The following is a 705-nucleotide window of genomic DNA, read 5'->3' on the forward strand; positions in this document are numbered from 1 at the left end:
GTTCAGGGGTGAGGCGTCGCCTGTGTATACGGCCTGGTCTTCGGGGGGGCTGGGGATGGCTGGTTCGAAGATGGCTGTTTCGATGAAGCAGGGGGCCGCTTCGGGCTGGACCCCTCTGGTGACCGCCCCGGCCGGTACCTTCCAGAGGGATGCGGCGGCCGGCACTGCTTCTTCTGTCTCGGATCCAGCGTCGGGTTCTGTGCTCAAGGTCGTCAAGACGGCGGCTTCCGCCTGGTCCTGGACGCTGAGCATCCCTGCTGGCAGGTTCACCGGCTACGACGGCAGCGACGAGACGCAGACGTACGCCTTCCGGGTTGAGATGATCAACCCGATGAACGTCAGCTCGGAGCCGGCTTCGATCGAGCGGAAGGTGGACATGACCCCTACCACGCTGACCGTTGATCGCCATGACGTCTTCCAGGTGGCGGGCAGGGCCTATAAGTATGTGGACGGGGATGCGAAGGTTCCTGAAACCAAGGGGACCGTGGTGCGTGTGACCTGGCCCGGCAATAGCAGTACGGATGCCGTTGTGGGTGACCAGGGCTTGTGGCAGGCGGTTCCGCCTGAGGGCGTCAACAAGGGCGGGTTCACTGCGCAGGTGCTTTCCGATGATGCTGAGGGCGCTGACGCCCAGGGAAGGTTCCAAGGAGGAAACCAGTCAGCCGTCGTGTCGCAGACGCTGGAGTTCCGTCCTTCCAACTCGGC

Annotated in this window: 1 pseudogene; it reads left to right on the plus strand. The window is 63.8% G+C overall.

Features of this window, described 5'->3' with window-relative positions:
- Positions 1-55 precede the first annotated feature (55 nt).
- Positions 56-705: pseudogene (locus J3U06_RS09300) on the plus strand (hypothetical protein); the annotation flags it as partial.

This window comes from Bifidobacterium sp. B4142, from assembly GCF_026537325.1.
In the GTDB taxonomy this organism is placed as follows: domain Bacteria; phylum Actinomycetota; class Actinomycetes; order Actinomycetales; family Bifidobacteriaceae; genus Bombiscardovia.